Here is an 18,514-nt window from a genome sequence, read left to right on the forward strand (position 1 = left end):
AGGCACCCTGACACCGCACGCAGTTTCGTATGATCGCCAAAGAAAAGCGGCGCGACGACCCACTTGCACCTGCAGCCATGGGGGTTGCCCATCGACCCGCTCCGGGTCACTCTGACAGGCCCGGCCGGTGACGGTCCGGGCCTTTCGGTTTCGGAGTTACCAAGGATGAGCCTGCCCTCGCCTCTCGCCGTCGTTCCCTTCGTCAGCGTCGAAAACATGATGCGCCTCGTGCTGGCAATTGGCGTCGAGGAGGTTTTGACCGCCCTTGCCGCCTATATCGAGGAGGATTTTCGCCGTTGGGATGCGTTCGACAAGACGCCGCGCGTGGCATCGCACAGCCTTGACGGCGTCATCGAACTGATGCCGACGAGTGATGGGCGGCTCTACGGCTTCAAATATGTCAACGGCCACCCGAAAAACACCCGCGACGGCAAGCAGACGGTGACCGCTTTCGGCGTGCTGTCGGATGTCGACAGCGGCTATCCGATCCTGCTCAGCGAAATGACCATTCTGACGGCCCTTCGCACGGCCGCCACGTCGGCAGTGGCGGCAAAATATCTGGCGCCGGACAATGCACGGGTGATGGCGATCATCGGCAATGGCGCCCAGTCGGAATTTCAGGCGCTGGCCTTCAAGGCCCTGCTCGGAATCGATACGCTCCGCCTTTATGACATAGACCCTGCCGCCAGCCGGAAATGTGCGCGCAACCTTGCAGCCAAGGGCTTCGACATCACCATCTGTCCCTCCTGCCAGGAGGCGGTGGAGGGCGCCGGGATCATCACCACCGTGACCGCCGACAAGCAGAACGCCACGGTTCTGACCGACAACATGGTTGGCGGCGGCGTTCATGTTAATGCAATCGGCGGCGATTGCCCCGGAAAGACGGAGCTGCATCGCGACATTCTCCTGCGCTCCGACATCTTCGTCGAATTCGCGCCGCAGACCCGGATCGAGGGCGAGATCCAGCAGCTCGCGGCGGATCATCCCGTGACCGAACTCTGGCAGGTGATGAGCGGCCATCGCGAGGGCCGGCGCTCGGCCAGCCAGATCACGCTTTTCGACTCCGTCGGCTTTGCCACCGAAGACTTTTCGGCGCTACGCTATGTGCGCGATCAGCTGATGCAAACAGGCCTTTACGACGAACTCGACCTCTTGGCCGATCCCGACGAGCCGCGCGATCTCTATGGCATGCTCATGCGGGCGGCGGGGCCGGCGCTTTGAAGCGAAAGGCCCGTTAACGGTGAGCTGCGGCGTCATCACCAAGACAGAAATGGAGAGTCGGACAACCGGTTAGTGTCTAGTCCCAGGCTTTGCCGGTGCAATCTTCTCACAGGAGTGTGGGGAGGCACTGTGAGTTAGGTTCCACACGGGAGCGCCACGACGATTGAGGCAGTCCGTCGAGCGATACAGCATAGTCAAGAGAGCCTGAGGGCGTTGGCGAAGCGCCATGGCTCAATCGGAAGACCATCGCCAAGTGGAAGAGGCGTCGCTCGACGGCTGACCTTCCCACGGGTCCGAAGGACCCACGATCAACCTTGTTGTCGATCGAAGACGAGGCGGTGGTTGTCGCTTTCCGCAGCCACACGCTGCGCCCGCTGGACGACCGCCTCTATGCGCTCCAAGCCACCATCCCGCACTTGAGGCGCTCATCGTTGCACCGTTGCCTGAAACGCCACGGCATCAGCCGTTTGCCCGACGTCGAAGGCGACAAGCCTGCCAAACGCAAGTTCAAGTCCTACCCGATCGGCTATTTTCACATCGACATCGCCGAGGTGCGCACCGAGGAAGGCAAGCTATACCTGCTGGTTGCGATCGACCGGACTTCCAAGTTCGCGTTTGTCGAACTGCACCAGAAGGCGACCCGCCGCGTGGCCGCTGATTTCCTCCGCCACCTCGCCGCGGCGCTGCCCTACAAGATCCACACCGTACTCACCGGCAACGGCATGCACTTCACCGACCCGACCGGCGATGGCTGGACGCCTAAGGACATCAAGGTGATGCGCGCGCAAAACCAGCCCATCTGGTGCCACGCCTTCGAAGCGGCTTGCGCCGACCTCGATGTCCAGCACCGTCTGACCAAGCCGAGGCACCCGTGGACGAACGGCCAAGTCGAACGAATGAACCGCACCATCAAGGACACTACCGTCAAACGCTACCACTACGACAGCCATGATCAACTCCGGCAGCATCTCAGCGACGTCGTCGCTGCCTACAACTTCGCCCGCAGGCTCAAGACACTCAAAGGGCTCACACCCTACGAAGCCATCTGCAAGGCATGGCAAAACGAACCCGCTCGATTCATATCAAATCCGCACCATCAATCGCTGGGACCAAACATCTAGCCTTCTGTGTCGGAACCGATCAGGCATATGAATCCGACATCGTCGCTTTTGATGTGCTTTCGCGACTTACGGGCTTGCAATCGGCCAGGCTGGTGCGGACAATCCCGCGCTCTGGCAGAGAAACGCGATCCAGAACGCCGAGGCGAGGCTGGGGCCGAATGGCTGTTGCGCTGTGGCGCGGTCTGAGAGGAGACGATCCAGGAGATGGCCGGTGATGCCGAAGAGCGCGGCCGCGAACAGGGCTGGCGCACTCCAGTCCGGTCCCAGCCAGATGCCGATCGCGCCGGCGAATTTCACATCGCCGAGACCAAGCCCCTCCGTGCCCTTCAGCCGCAACGCCGCTGCTCGCAGACTGAGAAGCAGGAGGACGAGCACGACGCCGCTGAAAAAGCTTGTGGCAAGCCGGTCCGTCAAAGCAGCATCGGCAAGGCCGATGGCGGCCAGCGGTAGGGTGATGCGGTCGGGCAGCCGCAGCCAGCGCAGATCGATGATCGTGAGGATCATCAGATTGACCGCCAGCCCGCCTGCCCGCATCCAGAAGACGATAGCGACGGGCACATCAGCCGACCCCGAAACTGGCGGCAGCGCAGCGGCGGAGAGGGTCGCGGCCAGAAGAGACGCCAGCGCGGCATCAACGAAGAGACCGGGCGCGCGCGGGCGCAGGGCCGCGCCTCTTTTGCCATTCCATAAGCGGCGCCAGAGCAGAACCAGCGCACTGCGGCGACGCCAGAGCCATAGATCGCGCAGAAGCGGCAGCAGGATAGGGGGCTGAAGCGCCGTGACGACGAGGGCCAACGGAACCAGGGCTGGAAGGATCGCGAAGCTCATCGGTAGACGGGCCGGGCGACAGGCGGAGGATCAGATGTCAATTCGCCGATCCTTCGGTGGCGCCGTCGCTGCCGACGTCCTGCTGGCTGCTCTGTCCGGACTCCGTCGGATCGCCGGGCTTGGGAAGCGCGAGTTCGATATGCTGGTCGTCCTTGCGCAGCACGATTTTGCGCGCGGCCAGCGTCACCAGCCTCCACCCTTCGATCTCGTCGCCCGGCGCTAGAATGATATTCTTCCCGTCATCCTTGAAGACGGCGACACCACGCCCGGCCCCTTGCACGATGCCGACGAGGGTGGCGGAAGGCGGCGTGGTCATTTCCACCACCAGTGGCGGGGCCGCAGGGGTCTCCGTCGGCGGCTCCTCGACGACCGGCGGCGGTGGTGGCGGTGGCTGCGGAGGGCGACGGTCGGGCACGAAGAGGGGCCGCTCACGCGTCGCGCTTAAGGCCTCGAGGCTCAGAGGCGCAATGGGCGATGCCTCCGTGTCAGGCGCGTCGGTCTCAGCCAAAGCGTCGGTGAACGCGGTAAGCAGCAACATGCCACAAAGCGCGATACCCGGTCCTTTGAAGCGCCAAGTCATGGCGCCCTCCAATAGCCGTGCAGCGCCATGACGAGATGCAGCAAAGGATCGCTGTCGGATTGTCCGTCGAGCTGGCGTGCCGGCGTGAGTTGCAGTCGGTCGACGATCATCACCGGATGGCCGGTCTCGATGGCAAAGAGAATCGCCTGTGCATCCTCGATCCTGGCATCGAACGTCACGTCAAGCCTGATCGGCCGAAGCCCGGCGCCGGTCGCCTGCGCATTTTCGATCTCGTTGTCCGCGCGGCCTTCCGCATTGGGCTCGGTGGAAAGAACCTCGGCGCCGCGATTCTGGACGATGTCGATCACCGCGCCCTGCAGCGCCGCCGCGGCAATGGTGGGGCTCTCGCCGGGCAGAACAGCGCCAGAGCCTTCCGGCGCGGATTTCGCGGGAGCGGCGGCAGCAAGCGTCTTGTCGATCGCGCGCTGCAGGCTGTCCGCAAGTCCCTCGCGCGCGGCAATTTCATCGCCCGATACGCGGATGGCCAGAAGATCGGTAGCCAGCAGGCCGGTCCCGACAAGAAGCACCGCGAGAAGAAGCGCGACGCTCGGCAAGGGACGCCAGGCAGCATGTGTAGCCGCGCTCATGACCGGCCTCCGGCGCTATCGCGCTTTACCGGGCTGGCGGCGGGGCCGGCACTGGTCACCCGCATCTCGATGAAGAAGCGTTGGCCCTGCTGATCTTCCCGCTTGGTGGTCGGCGCGTAGAAATGCGCCTCGGAGAAGAGGCCGGATCGCTCGATCAGGGGGATCAAGGCAGCGACATCCTCCGTTGAGATGCCGGCAAGGCGCACGCGGTCGCCTTCAAACGTTAGATCCGTGACATAGGCGCTGTCAGGCAATAAGGCGGAGAGGCGATCGAGCCGGACGATCGCGGGCGGCAGCGGCGCGGGGGGTATCTGCATCGCGTCCCCCTCGCCCGTGGCGCGCCGCGCCGTGATGGCAGCCATCTGCCGCCGCTTTGCCGCAATGGCCTGGTCGAGCGTGTCGAGCCGGGCCTGCTGCCCGGCCTGGATCCAGGCAGTCGCACCCAGGCCGGCGACGACGCCGATGACCACCACAGCGACAGTCCCTCCCGTCAGCCGCCGCATCTGCTGCAGGCGTACGGCTTCGACCGCCGGCAGCGTCACGCTGCCGCGCACACCTGCCTCGGCCGATTTGGTGCCGTCAGGCTCGATGCACAGACGGCGCAGCCCGGCGCCGATCAGCGGCGCGAGCGTCGGCTCGACCAGCCGGCGCAGCACGACGGTGATGGAGACGGCAAGCCGCTCCGGCCCGTCCGGCGCCGTCTCGGTCCGCGTCGTATAGAAGCAGTCCGCCGCACGCCAAGGTGTGACCCGCTCGATCTGGCGGCGGACATAGGCGTCAAGAAAGGGGCGGCTTTTGGTCGGCACCGGCGCCAGCGTCCGCTCGAGGATCCAGCCGTCGGGCACGCGCAGCCTGAGGTCGCTGCCCCGCAAGACCCGCAGCGCCGCCGCTGGTTCGAGGCGAACGCCGTCGACTTCGGCAATCAGCCGGCCGAGTGGCGGCTTGTCCGCCTCGCCTGCGCGGTGGAGCAGCCCGGCGGGGGCGCCCCCTTCGCCATCGAGCGACAGGATGATGACTGGCGCTGGGCGCAGGCGGTCGATGATGCGCAGCATGGCAAGCGCCAGCCCGTCGATCCAGCCGCGAACGGCGCCGTCAACGCCTCCGAGCGACGCCATCAGAGATCTCCCTGTCTGAGCGAGCCCATCATGGCAGCAATGTCCAATCCAGAAGATCCGCCGCAGCAAAATCGCCCGACGGCACGCACAGCACGCCGGTATGGCGGCGGATCAGACCATCCACCTCGACCGTGACGTCGAGGCGCACGCCGCTCGCGGTCTTGGCCGTGCTGGCAACAAAGCTCTGCATGGAGGACGGAAATTGCGACGGAGTCGCTGCGTCAGGCTCGCGCTCGGCTTGTTGTGCCAGAAAAGCCGTTGCGCGGCCTGCATCGCCTTCCATCAGGGCCGCGACAATCGGCAGGGAGGCAATGCCCGGATCGATCGGGCCGCTTCCGGCACAGGGGCTGAAGAGCGGCGCGATGCGCGCGAAGACCTCGGGCGTGATACCGGGAAGGCTCATCAGCGCAGCAAGGCTTTGGGGCCGCGGCTGGCTGACGGATGTTGGCGCCGTGACGGCACCCTGCGCGCCGCTGGGCGGTGGCGGCGGTGCAAAGCCCATATGCGCAGCCTTCCGGCCCATGCCGCCATTGCCGGTGATCGTCGGGTCGCTCAGGGCGATCGACGACGTCAACAGGCCGGCCTGGCGTTCGCTCAAGCCGGCGCCGAGAAGAACGGCATTCAGCAGCGGCGGCGCCGCGCGATGCCAATCGATACGGCCATTTTCGGACAGAAAATCCACCGTCAGGGACGCCGCGCCCAGCCTGTAGCGCAACTGGCCGCGCCGCTGCGCCACGCTGTCGAGCGCCGATATCTCGGCCCGCGCGAGATCGATGGCCGCGCGCGAAGCTTCGTCCGCCACGACCTCGCGCACGAATAGCCGCGCGGCCTCGCTTGTGGCATGCGCGGAGCGCAAGGCGGCTCCGGCAACGGCCGCCAGCAGCGCCACGGCAACGAGGACCAGCAGCAGGGCAGCGCCTGCTTCGCCTTTGCGCGATCGACCGGCCCTGAGGAGACTGGAAGCGCGGCTGCGTCTTGCCCCATCGGCGCCAAGCGGGGCCGGGAAGCCATGCGGGGCGAGGCCGGCGCGTGCCATCGGCTGAACCCTAACCGCGCGGACGGCGATAGGCCGAATTCAGTGCATCCAGGCGCGCACGGAATTGCTCGGCGGCGGCCTGTGCATCGAACTGATCGTGGATCACCTGCGGCTTGATGAAGATCACCAGCTCGTTGCGCTCGGCGTGATTGTCATGCGTCGAGAGAAGCTCGCCCAGGAAGCCCCAGTTCTGCGAGCCCGGCAGGCCGGAGCGGCCATTGGTGGTCTTGTTGCTGATCAGGCCGGCGAGCATCACGGTCTGGCCGCTGGGCACGGCGATCTGGCTCTTCACCCGGCGCTGGGAGATGGTGGGCGTCAGGCCGTCGCGGCCACCGGAATTGTCGACCACATTCGAAATCTCCTGCTGGATATCGAGCGTCACCACCCCATCCGCACCGACGCGCGGCGCAACGTTGAGGATGATGCCCGTGTCCTTATAGGTGATGTTGTTGATGACGGGCGCGCTGGTGCTGTCGGTCGATTGCGAGCTCTGCGTCTTGATGGCCACCTGGTTTCCGACCTGCAGGCTGGCCGTCTGGTTGTCCAACACCACGAGCGACGGCGACGAGAGAATCTTCACGCTGGTCAGGGCATGCAGCGCGTTCAGCACGATGCGCGGGCTGACGGTGGACCCGAGGATCAGATTGCCGCCGGGCACGACGGCATTGACCAGTGGCGAGCTGGAGGAACTGGTGAAGCCGCCCGCGCCATTGCCGGTGCCCAGCCCGAGATTTCGGCTCTCCAGATAGGCCTGGACACCATATTGCAACTGGTTGGTCAGCGCCACCTCGGCAATGGTCGCCTCAATCGCCACCTGCTCCGGCGCCTGATCGATCTGGCGGATGGTGGCCTCGATGAAGCGATATTGCTCCTTGCTGGAATAGATCAGCAGCGAATTGTTGATCGTATCCGCCGTGATCCGCACCGCATCATTGCCTCCGCCCGAGGAGGCGGAGGATGCAGGGCCCATGGCAAGGCTGGCGCCATGGGTGTCGATGCCGGCCGCCGCCGGGTCCTGGCCCGCCGAAGCGGTCAGAACGCCGGAGCGCGCATTGCCTTCGCCAGTCTGCACATCCTTGCCCTGCTCGCTGGCGGAAGAAGGCTGCAGCGCGTCGCGGTCGGAGGTGCCGACTGGCGTGCTGCCGGATCGGCCGGAGAAAATGTCGTTCAACATGCCCGCCACCTTCGCGGCCGGCGCATAGCGCAGCTTATAGACCTTGACGCCGACTGCGGCCGGATCGAGGCGATCGAGCCGCTGGATCCAACGGCCCGCCGATTTCAGCATCTCGTTGCTGCGCGCAATCACCAGCACCGCGCTCATGCGGTCCATCGGCTGGAACTGCACCTGACCCTGCGCCCAGCCGCCCTCGCCTGAAGACGCGATCTTCTGCATTTCACCGACGACGGTTTCCGGCGAGGAGTTGGCCAGCGGAAAAATGCCGACCGATTGCGCGCGCATGATGTCGATATCGATGGCGGCGGCGGCATCGAGCGCCGCGCGCCGCTCGGCCGTTGTGCCCATCACCAGCACGATGCCGCTCGCCGGATCGGGTCGGATGGCGCCGGCTTTGGTGACGAAATTCTCCATCAGCTTGGCCAGCGTCGCCACCGAGACATATTTGACCGGGATGACGGTGACGCCATAGCCGCCAGAGGCGCTGCCGACCTCCAGCCGGCTGCCGCCGATTCCATCAGGCGAAGGGACGACACGATAGACCCCGCCGCTGTTGACGATCGTGGCATCTACGCTCTTCAGCGCGGTTTCCAGCACCGGGATCAGGCTTGCCTTGGAAACGGGGCGCGCGGAGGAAATCGACACCGAGCCGGACACGCGGCCATCCACCGTATAATTGGCCTTCAGCACATCGCCCATCACGGCTTTGATGACGGCGGCCACATCGGCATTCTCGAAATTCAAGAGATAGCCTTCTCCCGAAGCGGAGATACCCGGCTCGGCGCTGCTGCGCATGCGCGCCTCCGTGCCGGGGTAAAGCTCCGCGCCGCGCGCGCCAGCACTCCCGCCGCCGCCAAGAACGGTGCCGCTGCGGGTGCGGGCGCCGGTGCGCGCATTCAGGTCGTCGGCGCCGAAGCCGGTCGGCGCCTTGGCCGAGAGATAGTTGGGGTCAAGCGCGCTGTCGGCGGTGCAGCCGGAAAGGCTGAGGGACAGCAGAGCCGCAAGCACGAGAACCGGAAGCAGCGCCACCCAGGCAAGACAATGGCTAAACCGTGCAGATGGATCGACCGGCCGGTTGGCGAACAGGCCATGATGCTGGCGCGTGGGCATGGCCGAGGCGCTTCCGGCAGGAGCCCGGACCTGAACTGGCCTGAAACTGGACGGAACCAAACACATTCTCCCAACGCGAAACCTGTCCGCGCGCAGCTCTCGGCAAGACGATGATGAAGGGAGCGGGCAATAAGCGAGCACATGCTCGCCTCGCCCTTGTCCGGCCCTCAACGTCCGGACCTCAACAGCCAGACCGCGCGGTGATGGGGAAACACACCCTCCCGATGCATCGGCGCGGTGGGTGTCGTCATGGCCATCCGGCTTTCACCGTCTCCACCCCGTCGATAATCTGCGAAATTGACTATGATCTTGTCAAGATAGCGCTGAAGTCGCCGGCTGCGCGCAAATTGCTACACAACCGCTGTACGCATCGCCATTTGTCCGTGCTCACGCATCGCCGGAGCCGGCATTGTGGCCCTTGTCGGCTGCGGCGCCCTTATTGCACCTCAGGACCAGCCGGCAGAGTAAGAGAAAGCAGACGCTTGTCATCTTTGCCCTCGCCGAAGCTTATCCACAGTTCGATGATCGACGGCAGGTCCGGGCGCGCCTCCCAGCGGGCTCTGCGCTCGCCATTGCGGTCGACAAAGATGAAACGCATGCTGACCGCCTGCGTGAGAACGGCATGGGGGTGGCCGAGGCTGCGCGGGTCGACAGTAGGACGCACGCGGTCGAATGCCGCAAACCGGCGCAGGAGATTGAGGCGCCCATCGGCGTCCTCGATGGTCAGCGCAACGGCCATCAGCGATGGCGACTTGCCAGGCTCTGTGAAGAGCCGGGGAAAGATCACCGATGTGGCATCGCCGCGAAACCAGAGCGGCGCATCCGCCTGTCCCTCTCCCTGTGGTTCTTCGGCTCTCCGCTCCGGCGTCGCCGGCAGCCGCGCCAGGCTCTCCAGCTCAAGGCCGAGGCTCACGCGCGCGCGCGTCACCTCATCCAGCCGCTCGCCGCGTGCGATCGTCAGTGACCAGCGCGACAGCGAAGTCGAGACGATGGGCAAAAACAAGGCGACCAGCAGGGCGGTGATGGCCAGGGCTGCCAAGAGCTCCACCAGCGCGAAGCCGGAGTGCCCAGCGCTACCGGTACGCGCCAAAACCCGGCCAGAACCGTGGCCGCGCCTTCCCACACCAAGCCTATAGCGCGCGCGCGCTCGCTCGGCCGCAGGCGCCACTCCTATTCCGCCTTTGCCAAAAGGCTCGCCAATTGCAGATGGCGACCGGAGGGAGACTGCACGTCGAGATCGATCTTGTAGAGCGTGATCGGGTTCATGGCTTGCGCCGGCGTGCCGCTTGGCGCACGGCCAAGACGATCGCCGCCCGAGCCCGCCTCATCTGCTCCTGCCTCACCGATCGGCAGGGCGCGAACCGACGCCGTCCAGCGATAGGCGCCGTCGATGCCATCGAAATCAGGTGTCTGGCCGATGGTCGGCTGCAGCCGCAGCCGATCCATGATCGAGCCGGCAGCGAGCGTGATCGTGACGCTGTCCTCGGCCTGGGCCGCGCTGCGCGCTGTCAACGAAAAGGCCTGGATCAACACGGCACCTGCCACCGCCGCGACCCCAAGGGCGGCAAGACATTCGAACAGCGCGAAGCCCGCCTCATCGCCACGCCTGAACCGGCGAGATGGGGCCTGGAGGGGAGCGCGACGTGACGTGATGGCTAGATGAACAGATGGGCGAAAGCGGCGAACAAGCAAGAGCGCATCCGTTGCCGGCAGAACACGGGATGTGCGCTTGAAAGCCCACAGACGTCCGGCGGGCGGCGGCTCGGGACCGTCAGGATTTCTGAATCGAGACATGGCCGCTATACCAATCGACGCGGATCTTCAGGCGCCGCTCGCCCTGCGCCAGTTGCATCACAGCACCGCAGCTGCTGCCAGACGGCGAAAAGGTGATCGCCACACCGGATCCGGCCGCGCGGCAGCTCTCGGCCGCGATGAGATCGAGCGCCACGCCGGGCGGCATGGAAATCCGTCTTGCGCCGGCGCTGACGATCCCGCCGACGGGATCGACGATGGCTGCCGCTTCGCCATTGGTGGCAATGGCTACGCTGCGGGCCTGGACCAGAAGCGCGGCGATGTCGGCGGCCAGCGGCCCCAGCCGCATCGGCGAGGTCACGATGGTGAGCGCCGGCGTGACGATCATGGTGCCGAGCGCGACCACCGCGAGCGCGGCAAGCGTCTCCACCAGCGTCATCCCTGCCTCAGTTCTCCCAGCTCTTGATGTCAGCCGCATCGCCCGTGCCTCCCTCGGCGCCATCGGCCCCAAGCGACAAGATCTCATAAGGTCGGCCCTGTCCCGGTGAGCGATAGATGTAATCGTGGTTCCAGGGATCCTTGGGCACATCATTGCCACGCAGATAGGGTCCGTTCCAGCCCTTGGCATTGGCCGGCCTGACATAGACCGCCGCGAGCCCTTCGGCCGTGGTCGGATAGCGGCTCATATCGAGATAGAACATGTCGAGCCCGCTGGCGAAATTCTGCAGCTGGATGCGCGCCGTCTTCACCCGGGCATCGGAGAGCTGATTGAACACCTTCGGTGCCACCAGGCTTACAAGCAGGCCGATGATGACGAGTACGACCAGCATCTCGATCAGCGTGAAGCCGGCTTCTCTGCTACGACCCAGGCGCGCTGTGCGGCGCACCCTTTTCTCCTGCCTCATCATCCGCCTGTCCACCCATGCGATATTCTGTCTCGGCGTGCCCAGGCTACGCAAGGTCGCAACGCCGTGTCCGCCTGCTCGTGTCCGCAGGACAGAGCAAGATCATCCTAATATTGTCAAGTTAAATGCCGGTCATACTGGCTCTTGCGGCCGTCGATCCCGAGCTTTCAGGCGGGTGTTCGACCTGCCATCAGGCAACCATCTGGTTGACGTTGATCAGCGCCGTCATGATCGTTACCATCAGTCCGCCGATCAGCCCGGCAATCGTCAGGATGGCCACGGGGCCGATGATGGCGGTGACGCGATCGAGCCTCTGTTCGAGCTTTCGTTCATAAAGCTGACCGGCCTGAGCGGCAATCGGCTCCAGCTCACCCGATTCCTCGCCGATGCGCAGCATACGCCGGGCAATGGCGGGCAGGAAATTTTCCTGCTCCAGCGCATCGGCAAGGCTGGTGCCGCGACGAACGGCATCGCCGATGCGCTCCAGCCGAGGCCGGGCCCGTTCGCCCGCCACCTCGCCCAGCACCTTGAGCGCGCGCGGAACGGTCACGCCCTGGCCGATCAGCGTCGCAAGCGTCAGGCAGAAGAGCGCCGTCAGCCGCAGCTCCAGAATTCCCGCGACAACGGGCAAGCGCGCGAACAGCCCGAGGAGCGGGCGCTTCAAGGCATCCACACGCATCACCGCGAAAATCGCAAGAGCAAGGGCGACCGCGCCGATCTTCAAGGCGTCGATATGCGCGTTCAGCGCGTCCGACAGGGTAATGGCTGTGGAAATCGCCCAATCCGGTTTGCTGCCGGAATCGCGGATGATGCCGGTGAATTGCGGGATGACGAACGTGAGGAAAAAGATCAGCACGCCGATGGCAGTGACGAAGAGAAACGCCGGATAGCGCAGGGCCGCGCCGAGCTTTTCGGCCAGCGCCTGACCGCGCAGCCGCTGCGTGGCCGCCGCGTCGACCGCGCGGTCCAGCCGGCCGGTGGAATCCGCCACGCGCAGAAGCGCTACGACATCCGGCGGAAAGGCGGCGGGATGGGCGGCAAAGGCATCGGCCAGGGCCAGACCGGAGAGAATGTCGGATCGCACGGCGCGGATAATCCCTGCAAGCCCACCCTTGCGCCCTTCTCCCAGCAGCGCCAGTGCCTCGTCGATCCTTTGCCCGCCGCGCAGCAGCATGGCCAGCTCGGTCAGAAACGTGGTGACCTGCGCAGCATCGATCGTCAGGGTGAACAGCGCGCGCCAGGAGCCCGCCGTCTTCTGCTCACGCGCTTCGGTGAGGATGCCGCCGGCGCCCGCCAGCGCATCCGCAAGTGCTGCCTCGTCGGCGGCCTCGGCCTCTCCGGCGATCTCGCGCCCATCGAGCGTCAGCGCTTTGTAATGAAACCGCGCCATGTCGGCCTAACGCAGGGTTGCCACGCGGAAGACCTCATCCACCGAGGTCATGCCGCCGAGCGCCTTGGCGATGCCGTCCGCCATCATCGTATCCATGCCCGCACGCCGGGCCTCGGCCTCCAGCTCGCTGTCCGATTGCCCCTTGATGATCATCCGCCGCAGCGTTTCGCCGACCTCGATTACCTCGAAGATCGCCTGGCGCCCGCGATAGCCGATGCCGCCGCAGCGCTCGCAGCCGGCAGGCTCGTAAAGCTGCATGCCCGGCGCAAGGCCGACCGCGGCCAGGCGCTGGTCTTTCTCGATGGCTTCGGCCGTTAGCAGGCGCGGCCGCCGGCAATCCGGGCAGAGCACGCGCACCAGCCGCTGGGCGACGATGGCGCCGAGCGAGGTGGCGACGAGATAGGGCTCGATGCCCATGTCCGACAAGCGGGTGATGGCGGAGGCGGCCGAATTGGTGTGCAGCGTCGACAGCACGAGATGGCCGGTGAGCGAAGCCTGGATGCAGATCCGCGCGGTTTCCTGATCGCGCATTTCGCCGACCATGATGACGTCAGGATCCTGGCGCAGGAAGGCGCGCAGCGCGCTGGCGAATGTCAGGCCGACGGCCGGGCGCACCTGGCTCTGGCTGATGCCGGCGATCTCATATTCCACCGGATCCTCGATCGTCAGGATCTTGCGGCTGGAATCATTCAGCACCGACAGCGCGGAGGCGAGCGTCGTGGTCTTGCCGCTGCCGGTCGGTCCGGTGACGACGATCAGACCATAGGGCGCGGCCAGCTGGCGGCGCATCACGCCCTCGTCGCGCGGCGAAAAGCCGAGATCGGAAAATTCGGTGAATTTGCCGCCGCGTTCCAGCAAACGCAGGATCGCCGCCTCGCCCTGGGTGGTCGGCATGGTGGCGACGCGCACGTCGAGCTCGCGACCGCCACGCAGCTTCACCTGGGCGCGCCCATCCTGCGGCACGCGCCGCTCGGCAATGTTCAGGCCCGACATGATCTTGATGCGCGAGGTCAGCGCCCGCAGCGAAATGCCCGGCGGAGCGGCCATGGCCCGCAACACGCCGTCGATGCGCAGCCGCAGCTGAAAGCCGCTGCGTGTCGGCTCAACGTGGATATCGGTCGCCCGCAGGGAAGCGGCGCGCTCGAACAGCTCGTCCAGCGCCTGGATCACGGGCGCGCCGCTGGCAAGATCGCGCAGCTGGTCGACATCGTCGCCATCGGCCATCGCGTCGGCTGGCGCGGCGCCCTCCTGTTCGCCCGCGCCCTCGCCCAGCGCACGGCGCATGGCAATATCGATATCCTCATAGGAGGCGACTTCATGCAGCGCGGGCTGCCCCAGCGTCAGCGCCACCGCCTCCAACCCATCGGTGTCGAAGGGGTCGGCAAGGGCGAGGACGAGCGCGCCATCGGCGCGGCGATAGGGAAAGATCGCCGCCTCGCTGAGAAAAATCTGGGAAAAGGGCGCGACCAGGGGCTCGCCGGCCAGGAGATCGCCAAGGCCTGCGCGTTTCAGCCCGGCGGTCTCGGCTACCAGATCGGCAAAGGCGGCCGGCTCCATCTGCGCGCGCGCCATCAGCTGGCGCAGCGCATCAGGCGCAGCGTCTGCCCCTGCCTCACGGATACGGCCCGCGGCGCGCAAACGCCGCAGGAGCTCCGTCCGTCCCGCCTCCCTCGGATCCTGCACCCCGGCTCCGCCTTTCCGCTTTTGCCATCGAACCTTCGCCCGCCGTTTGTGACGAGCCGGAAACCCTGCGTCAACGGAATTTAGCGACCGGGCATATGGCCGTTGCTTCCTGCGCCTTCCTCCCTGCCCCGCGAGAAGGGCAGTAACGTCATCGCGCGCGGCGATCCGTGGCGGGCTGCGAGGCAAGGCCAAGGGCGCAGGCCTTCGAGGCGAACAGGTGCTCGGCCAGGAAGTCCACGAGCACGCGCACCTTCGGCGACAGGTGCCGGCTTGACGGCCAGATCAGATTGAACTGGCCCGGCGCATCGAGATGGTCAAGCAACAGGGGCACCAGCTCGCCGCGGGCAATCGCGTCTTGCGCGAGAAAATCTGGCATACAGCCGATGCCGAGATCGCGCAGGACGGCGCCACGCAGCGCTTCCATATTGTTGCAGGTCAGAACATAGCGCAGCCTCGGCTCCGGCTCGCCCTCCGGCCTGCGCAGCGGCCAGATCTGCAGTTTGCCGCTGTTCGGATAACGAAAGCCGATGGCGCAGTGGCGCGCCAGATCGCGCGGGCAATCCGGCCGGCCGTGGCGGGCGAGATAGGTCGGCGAGGCGCAGAGCAACAGGCGGAAAGGCCGAAGCGCGCGCACCATCAGCCGGCTGTCGGGCAGCTCGCCGCTGCGGATGGCGACATCGACCCCCTCCTCGATCAGGTCGACGATGCGGTCGTTGAAGTCGAGATCGAGATCGATCTCGGGATAGCGCGCCATGAACGCCGGCAGTACCGGCAGCATCAGGTGATAGGACACGACGGGGCAGGACATGCGCACGGCGCCGCGCGGCGTCTCGCGCGTGCGCAGAAGGCTTTCATGGGCATCCTCGAGATCGTCGAGGATCCGGCGGCAGCGCTCGTGGAAGGCGCGTCCCTCCTCCGTCAGCCGCAGGCTGCGCGTCGAGCGCTGGAGAAGCCGGATCTCGAGCTGGCTTTCCAGCTTGCTAACCGCCTTGCCCACAGCCGAGGGCGACAGGCCGAGCACCCGGCCGGCAGCGGCGAAGCTGCCGAGATCGGCGGTACGGACGAAGGCCGTGAGGCCAGCAAGACGATCCATGAAGGCACTCCATTCGAGCGTTTTGTTCCGGATTGTCCGGCTTGCCGGCAATCTTATCGCTTATTCAAGCGTCAGTACATTAGCGCGCTGACGGAGGGCTGCTCCGTCCCCGAACCTCACAGTCAGGAGGAATCGATCATGCGATCGTCTCCCATCACCCGCGCCCATCAAGCGCATCCCCCTCTCGCTCTTCTTTCGGTCTGCCTGGCCGCCGCGGCCATGCCGCTGACCTTCACCGGCACGGCGGTGGCCCTGCCCTCGATCGGCCAGGCGCTTTCAGCCGGCCCGGTGGCCATGGCCTGGGTCACCAATGCCTTCATGCTGACCTTCGGTTCGGCCCTGATGGCATCTGGGGCGCTGGCCGATAGCCTGGGCCGCCGGCGGGTCTTCCTCTTCGGCGCCGGCAGCTTCGCGCTGGTTTCACTTGCCCTGACGGCCGCCCCCAATATCGTCCTGTTCGACCTGCTGCGCGGCTGCCAGGGCCTTGCGGCAGCCGCCGCCTATGCCGGGGGCGCGGCCGCGCTGGCACAGGAATTCGACGGTGCCGCGCGCATGAGGGCTTTCAGCGTGCTCGGCACAAGCTTCGGCGTCGGCCTCTCGCTCGGCCCGGTCGCCTCGGGCCTGATGATCGAGCATCTTGGCTGGCGCAGCATCTTTCTCGCTGTCGTCGCCTTCACCACGCTCGCCTTTCTGATCGGCCTGGTGGCGTTGAAGGAAAGCCGCGATCCGGCCGCGCGCGGCCTCGACTGGGCCGGTGCGCTTGGTTTCACGACGACACTGGGGCTCTTCACCTACGGCATGCTCCTCGTGCCCGCACGTGGCTGGAGTGACGGGCTGGTGCTCGGCCTGCTGGCCGCAGCCGCCTTGTGCCTCATTCTCTTCATCCGCATCGAACAGACGGTGGCGCGGCCGATGCTCGATCTGTCGCTGTTCCGCTACAGGCGCTTTGTCGGCGTACAATTGCTTGCGGCCGCGCCTGCCTATGGCTTCGTCGTGCTGCTCATCCTGCTGCCCCTGCGCTTCCTCGGCATTGAAGGCATGAGCGCAACGGCCGGCGGCGGCCTGATGATCGCGCTGTCGGCGCCGCTTCTGGTGCTGCCGATGGTCGCAGGCTGGCTGACGCGCTGGCTGCGCCCGGCCGCGCTATGCGGTACCGGCTTACTGATGACGGCTGGCGGCTTGGTCTGGCTTTCCGCTGTGCCGGTGGGCGCGCCTGCGCTGGCGCTCGCTCTGCCCATGCTGTTGATCGGGACAGGCATGAGCATGCCTTGGGGACTGATGGATGGACTTGCGGTCAGCGTCGTGCCCAGAGAGCGGGCAGGCATGGCCACGGGCATCTTTTCCACGGTGCGCGTGGCAGGCGAAGGCGTGGCACTGGCGATCGTCGGCGCCATCCTCTCGCTTCTGATTGCTGGGCGAATCGAGGCCTCCGGGCTTGCCGGCGAGGCCCAACTGGCCGGGCAGAGTCTCGCAATCGGCGATCTTAGCAGCGCCCTTGCCGCCATGCCTGGGATCGACAGCGCGCAGCTCCAGCTGCTTTACGGACAAGCCTTCTCCTGGCTGTTGCTGCTCCTGTCTGGTATCACCGCCCTCATCGCACTGGTTGTCTTCGTTTCGCTGGGGCGGGAAGAGACCACTCTTCAGCGCAAGACGTGCGAGGCCGGGTCGACCTCGTAGGCCGCGCTCAAACCTCTGAAAACGTAGAGCAGGAGACCCAACATTTCAGAGCGAGAAAAACCAGGGCGGCCCGCACCCGCGATGGCAGCGGGCCGCCCTGGCCTATATGCATAGCATGAAAGTCCGCTTAGAGCGCACGGCCTTGGGCGTCGAAGCGATGCACATGCTCCTCGACCGGCACCAGGATGGTGCGATCTCCCGGGCGCAGCAACACGCCACCCTCCGTGCGCACCTGCAAGCGGCCAGCCTTCGGAACGTCGACGGTCAGGTAGGTGTCGCTGCCGAGATATTCGGCCGCCGTCACCGTCGCCTCCCAGCCTTCGCCCTCGCCGGTCACCCGCAGATGTTCAGGCCGCACGCCGATGGCGGTCGCCGCACGGGCCTCGGCCAGCGGACCGGTGATCAGGTTCATCTGCGGCGAGCCGATGAAAGTGGCAACGAAGAGATTGGCGGGCTTGCGGTACAGGTCTAGCGGATGGCCGATCTGCTCCACCTTGCCGCCGTTCAGCACCACGATCTTGTCGGCCATGGTCATGGCCTCCACCTGATCATGCGTCACGTAGACGGTTGTGGTGTTCAGGCGCTTCTGCAGGTCGCGGATTTCGGCGCGCATGGACACGCGCAGCTTGGCGTCGAGGTTGGAGAGCGGCTCGTCGAACAGGAAGACCTTGGGCGCCCGCACGATCGCCCGGCCCATGGCCACGCGCTGGCGTTGCCCGCCGGACAGCGCCACCGGTTTGCGCGCCAGATAGCGTTCGAGATCGAGAATGCTTGCGGCGGAGTTGACCCGCTTGTCGATTTCCGGCGCCGGCATGCCAGCCAGCTTCAGCGCGAAGCCCATATTGGCCGCCACGCTCATATGCGGATAGAGCGCATAGTTCTGGAACACCATGGCGATGTCGCGGTCACGCGGGGCAAGTCCGTTGATCGCCTTGCCGTCGACGCGAATCTCACCCGAAGAGATGCTCTCCAGCCCGGCAATGGTGCGCAAAAGCGTGGATTTTCCACAGCCCGACGGCCCGACCAGCGCCAGAAACTCCCCGTCCTCGATCGTCACGCTGATGCCGTGCAGCACTTCGAGCGCGGCATAAGACTTGCGCAAATCCTGCAATTCGACACGCGCCATCTCTTCCTCCCACCATGTGGCTTGACACAAAACAAAAGTGATTTAATCTATTTTTCGCGGCCTGGGAAGCGGGTTGTTGGGAGGCATGGGGCAGTGGGAGTTGTGCGGGAGCGGCG

General features: G+C 65.8%; 16 protein-coding genes and 1 pseudogene. 3 read left to right on the forward strand and 14 right to left on the reverse strand.

From position 1 onward, the window contains the following. The first annotated feature begins 165 nt into the window (after positions 1-165). Entirely contained in the window at positions 166-1,221 is a 1,056-nt protein-coding gene (locus tag BMX61_RS19605) for an ornithine cyclodeaminase (protein WP_075629641.1), read from the forward strand. 162 nt (positions 1,222-1,383) lie between these two features. After that, positions 1,384-2,342, forward strand: a pseudogene (locus tag BMX61_RS19610) (IS481 family transposase). A 66-nt stretch (positions 2,343-2,408) separates the two neighbouring features. Here the strand turns inward: BMX61_RS19610 and BMX61_RS25145 are convergent. The 13 genes from BMX61_RS25145 to BMX61_RS19675 form a co-directional block, all read right to left on the reverse strand. After that, entirely contained in the window at positions 2,409-3,170 is a 762-nt protein-coding gene (locus BMX61_RS25145; RefSeq protein ID WP_075629642.1) for a prepilin peptidase, read from the reverse strand. A 37-nt stretch (positions 3,171-3,207) separates the two neighbouring features. Next, positions 3,208-3,750: a hypothetical protein gene (locus BMX61_RS19620; RefSeq protein WP_139198964.1), complete on the reverse strand. Its 543-nt coding sequence runs from the start codon at positions 3,748-3,750 to the stop codon at positions 3,208-3,210. Further along, positions 3,747-4,337: a type II secretion system protein GspM gene (gene gspM / locus BMX61_RS19625; protein WP_075629644.1), complete on the reverse strand. Its 591-nt coding sequence runs from the start codon at positions 4,335-4,337 to the stop codon at positions 3,747-3,749. The genes BMX61_RS19620 and gspM overlap by 4 nt, the downstream gene beginning before the upstream one ends. After that, complete coding sequence (locus BMX61_RS19630) at positions 4,334-5,452, reverse strand: PilN domain-containing protein (RefSeq protein WP_075629645.1); 1,119 nt, start codon at positions 5,450-5,452, stop codon at positions 4,334-4,336. The genes gspM and BMX61_RS19630 overlap by 4 nt, the downstream gene beginning before the upstream one ends. 28 nt (positions 5,453-5,480) lie before the next feature. Next, the gene (locus BMX61_RS19635) at positions 5,481-6,488 is read right to left on the reverse strand and encodes a hypothetical protein (RefSeq protein ID WP_075629646.1); all 1,008 of its coding nucleotides are present in this window, start codon (positions 6,486-6,488) and stop codon (positions 5,481-5,483) included. A 10-nt stretch (positions 6,489-6,498) separates the two neighbouring features. Beyond that, positions 6,499-8,772, reverse strand: coding sequence for a type II secretion system secretin GspD (gene gspD / locus BMX61_RS19640; protein WP_139198965.1), 2,274 nt, complete (start codon positions 8,770-8,772; stop codon positions 6,499-6,501). Between the two features lie 436 nt (positions 8,773-9,208). Continuing rightward, positions 9,209-9,862, reverse strand: a complete 654-nt coding sequence (locus tag BMX61_RS19645; protein WP_075629647.1) for a prepilin-type N-terminal cleavage/methylation domain-containing protein — start codon at positions 9,860-9,862, stop codon at positions 9,209-9,211. An 80-nt stretch (positions 9,863-9,942) separates the two neighbouring features. Continuing rightward, entirely contained in the window at positions 9,943-10,284 is a 342-nt protein-coding gene (locus BMX61_RS19650; RefSeq protein ID WP_139198967.1) for a hypothetical protein, read from the reverse strand. A gap of 259 nt (positions 10,285-10,543) precedes the next feature. Next, the gene (locus tag BMX61_RS19655; protein WP_075629649.1) at positions 10,544-10,963 is read right to left on the reverse strand and encodes a GspH/FimT family pseudopilin; all 420 of its coding nucleotides are present in this window, start codon (positions 10,961-10,963) and stop codon (positions 10,544-10,546) included. Positions 10,964-10,970: 7 nt separating this feature from the next. Further along, on the reverse strand, positions 10,971-11,429 hold the full coding sequence (gene gspG / locus BMX61_RS19660) for a type II secretion system major pseudopilin GspG (protein WP_407703805.1): 459 nt from the start codon (positions 11,427-11,429) through the stop codon (positions 10,971-10,973). A gap of 190 nt (positions 11,430-11,619) precedes the next feature. Next, complete coding sequence (locus BMX61_RS19665) at positions 11,620-12,819, reverse strand: type II secretion system F family protein (RefSeq protein WP_075629651.1); 1,200 nt, start codon at positions 12,817-12,819, stop codon at positions 11,620-11,622. A 6-nt stretch (positions 12,820-12,825) separates the two neighbouring features. After that, positions 12,826-14,502: a GspE/PulE family protein gene (locus tag BMX61_RS19670; protein WP_234794752.1), complete on the reverse strand. Its 1,677-nt coding sequence runs from the start codon at positions 14,500-14,502 to the stop codon at positions 12,826-12,828. 148 nt (positions 14,503-14,650) lie between these two features. Beyond that, a complete protein-coding gene (locus BMX61_RS19675) occupies positions 14,651-15,595 on the reverse strand; it encodes a LysR family transcriptional regulator (protein ID WP_075629652.1) in 945 nt (314 codons plus the stop codon). 138 nt (positions 15,596-15,733) lie between these two features. On the opposite strand from BMX61_RS19675, the gene BMX61_RS19680 reads away from it, so the two are divergent. After that, positions 15,734-17,272, forward strand: a complete 1,539-nt coding sequence (locus tag BMX61_RS19680; protein ID WP_075629653.1) for an MFS transporter — start codon at positions 15,734-15,736, stop codon at positions 17,270-17,272. Between the two features lie 127 nt (positions 17,273-17,399). Here the strand turns inward: BMX61_RS19680 and BMX61_RS19685 are convergent, their stop codons facing one another. Further along, on the reverse strand, positions 17,400-18,398 hold the full coding sequence (locus BMX61_RS19685; protein ID WP_075629654.1) for an ABC transporter ATP-binding protein: 999 nt from the start codon (positions 18,396-18,398) through the stop codon (positions 17,400-17,402). Between the last annotated feature and the right edge of the window lie 116 nt (positions 18,399-18,514).

The organism is Xaviernesmea oryzae, assembly GCF_900109605.1.
GTDB lineage: Bacteria > Pseudomonadota > Alphaproteobacteria > Rhizobiales > Rhizobiaceae > Xaviernesmea > Xaviernesmea oryzae.

Bases quoted from the DNA above. Each gene is read 5' to 3' on its own strand.
- BMX61_RS19605 (WP_075629641.1), top strand. From the start codon at position 166: ATGAGCCTGCCCTCGCCTCTCGCCGTCGTTCCCTTCGTCAGCGTCGAA.
- BMX61_RS25145 (WP_075629642.1), bottom strand. From the start codon at position 3,170: ATGAGCTTCGCGATCCTTCCAGCCCTGGTTCCGTTGGCCCTCGTCGTC.
- BMX61_RS19620 (WP_139198964.1), bottom strand. From the start codon at position 3,750: ATGACTTGGCGCTTCAAAGGACCGGGTATCGCGCTTTGTGGCATGTTG.
- gspM (WP_075629644.1), bottom strand. From the start codon at position 4,337: ATGAGCGCGGCTACACATGCTGCCTGGCGTCCCTTGCCGAGCGTCGCG.
- BMX61_RS19630 (WP_075629645.1), bottom strand. From the start codon at position 5,452: ATGGCGTCGCTCGGAGGCGTTGACGGCGCCGTTCGCGGCTGGATCGAC.
- BMX61_RS19635 (WP_075629646.1), bottom strand. From the start codon at position 6,488: ATGGCACGCGCCGGCCTCGCCCCGCATGGCTTCCCGGCCCCGCTTGGC.
- gspD (WP_139198965.1), bottom strand. From the start codon at position 8,772: ATGCCCACGCGCCAGCATCATGGCCTGTTCGCCAACCGGCCGGTCGAT.
- BMX61_RS19655 (WP_075629649.1), bottom strand. From the start codon at position 10,963: ATGACGCTGGTGGAGACGCTTGCCGCGCTCGCGGTGGTCGCGCTCGGC.
- gspG (WP_407703805.1), bottom strand. From the start codon at position 11,429: ATGAGGCAGGAGAAAAGGGTGCGCCGCACAGCGCGCCTGGGTCGTAGC.
- BMX61_RS19665 (WP_075629651.1), bottom strand. From the start codon at position 12,819: ATGGCGCGGTTTCATTACAAAGCGCTGACGCTCGATGGGCGCGAGATC.
- BMX61_RS19675 (WP_075629652.1), bottom strand. From the start codon at position 15,595: ATGGATCGTCTTGCTGGCCTCACGGCCTTCGTCCGTACCGCCGATCTC.
- BMX61_RS19680 (WP_075629653.1), top strand. From the start codon at position 15,734: ATGCGATCGTCTCCCATCACCCGCGCCCATCAAGCGCATCCCCCTCTC.
- BMX61_RS19685 (WP_075629654.1), bottom strand. From the start codon at position 18,398: ATGGCGCGTGTCGAATTGCAGGATTTGCGCAAGTCTTATGCCGCGCTC.